This is a genomic window from Phycicoccus elongatus Lp2 (assembly GCF_000367525.1).
Classification (GTDB): domain Bacteria; phylum Actinomycetota; class Actinomycetes; order Actinomycetales; family Dermatophilaceae; genus Phycicoccus_A; species Phycicoccus_A elongatus.
The window spans coordinates 2,981,498-2,983,050 of the sequence record NZ_HF570956.1 but is presented as its reverse complement, the minus strand read 5'-3'; the positions used below and the strand labels follow the sequence as shown (position 1 = coordinate 2,983,050).

General features: G+C 66.6%; 2 protein-coding genes and 2 tRNA genes. All 4 read right to left on the bottom strand.

Annotated features, from left to right (window positions below; all coding sequences use genetic code 11):
* Positions 1–466 precede the first annotated feature (466 nt).
* The 4 genes from BN10_RS14445 to BN10_RS18310 all read right to left on the bottom strand — a co-directional run bounded on the left by BN10_RS14445 (position 467) and on the right by BN10_RS18310 (position 1,343).
* Positions 467–542 (bottom strand) — tRNA-Ala (locus tag BN10_RS14445).
* Between the two features lie 45 nt (positions 543–587).
* On the bottom strand, positions 588–752 hold the full coding sequence (locus BN10_RS17545) for a DLW-39 family protein (RefSeq protein WP_010851777.1): 165 nt from the start codon (positions 750–752) through the stop codon (positions 588–590).
* Between the two features lie 73 nt (positions 753–825).
* Positions 826–902: transfer RNA gene (locus tag BN10_RS14440), tRNA-Ile, on the bottom strand.
* 132 nt (positions 903–1,034) lie between these two features.
* The gene (locus BN10_RS18310) at positions 1,035–1,343 is read right to left on the bottom strand and encodes a DUF3566 domain-containing protein (RefSeq protein ID WP_010851778.1); all 309 of its coding nucleotides are present in this window, start codon (positions 1,341–1,343) and stop codon (positions 1,035–1,037) included.
* Positions 1,344–1,553: the final 210 nt, after the last annotated feature.

The following is a 1,553-nucleotide window of genomic DNA, read 5'->3' as shown; positions in this document are numbered from 1 at the left end:
AGCTGCTCGGCGGTGAATCGGCCGGCCTCGAGGTCACCGACAGTGAGGGTGCTCGAAACGGGCGCAGGCCCATCGAGGCGCGGACTCACCGCAGTCATGGAGCATCCTTTTGTTGCGTTGCCGATCGCCTGACAGGGGCAAGCACACGGAAGCGCAACGTGCCACGGCGAATCTCAGGGGACTTTCAACGTATCCGATTCGTGATCATTTGTCAGATCCGTCAACGGACTGTGGACGACGCCTATGGCGTGGCCGTGCGGGCTGTCGAACCTTCGTCGAATCCTGTGGAACCCGGCGTGTGGCACGGCTCACATCGGCGTATGCCGGTCGGCCCAGGGTGAGCGCATCATCTCGGCACCTGTCGAGTTGATGTCGTGGCCTTCACGAGCGGACGACATCAGGTCGTCACAACGCGAGGTTGTGTCGTGGTTTCGGGCGCGCGGACTCGCGCAGCGAGTCGCGCGGATGGTGGAGCCTAGGGGACTCGAACCCCTAACCCCCTGCTTGCAAAGCAGGTGCGCTACCAATTGCGCCAAGGCCCCGTGCCGGAGGACGCATGTCGACCGGGCTGGATGGAACTGGGTGGATCAGTTGCTGGTGCCGCCGTGCGGGAACGTCGTCGCGGCGTTGTCCCGGTCCGACGGCTTGGTCGCCTCGGCCCAGAGTTGGTTGTCGGCCTTGCCCTGCTGCATCTTGTTGCGGACGAAGACGGCGCCGGCTGCGGCGGCGACGAGCATGAGCAACTTCTTCATGGGGCCCTCCCTGGCGTTGGCGTCTCCACGGTATCAGCGCCGTTGCCGGCGCCTCTTGGCGTGGATGGTCGGATGGTGGGCCTAACAGGACTTGAACCTGTGGCCTCTTCCTTATCAGGGAAGCGCTCTAACCGTCTGAGCTATAGGCCCGTCACCGATCCGGTGGCGCCCCACCGGCAAGCGGTGGACGCGACGTCCGAGGTTACCCCACGCTCGCTCACCCCACCAAAACGGTATGCCGTGTGCTCGCGGCGAGCACACGGCATACCGTCGGGAGGGTGGTCAGTCGTCGGTCAGGGTCAACCCGAGGCCGCCCACGAGCGAGGCCGACACGTTGTAGATGAAGGCGCCCAGGGTGGCGATCGCCGTGAAGATGACGACGTCGATGACGGCGAAGACGATCGACAGTGAGACCACGCGGCCGAAGCCGACGAAGTCCATGATGTCGAACTTCTTGTCACCGTCCTGGATGATCGAGCCGACCAGGTTGTTGACCTGGTCGAAGACGCCCATGCCCTTGAGCAGGAGCCAGAGGGCGGCAACTGCCACGACCATCGCGATGCCCAGGGCCACCGAGAGCAGGAAGCTCATCTTGAGCGCCGACCACGGGTCGACGCGCGACAGGGTGAGCCGGACCCGTCGGCCTCCGGCTGCCGGGCGCGCTGCCTGTGGCTCAGCCGGTCGCGGCCCGGTGGGACGCTGCTCGGCCGGGTGAGCCGCGGAGGCGGGCCGGGCTGCCGGCGCAGAGGCAGTGCCAGAGGCGGACGCCTTCACAGCCGCAGCGGCGGGGGGGGGGGGGGG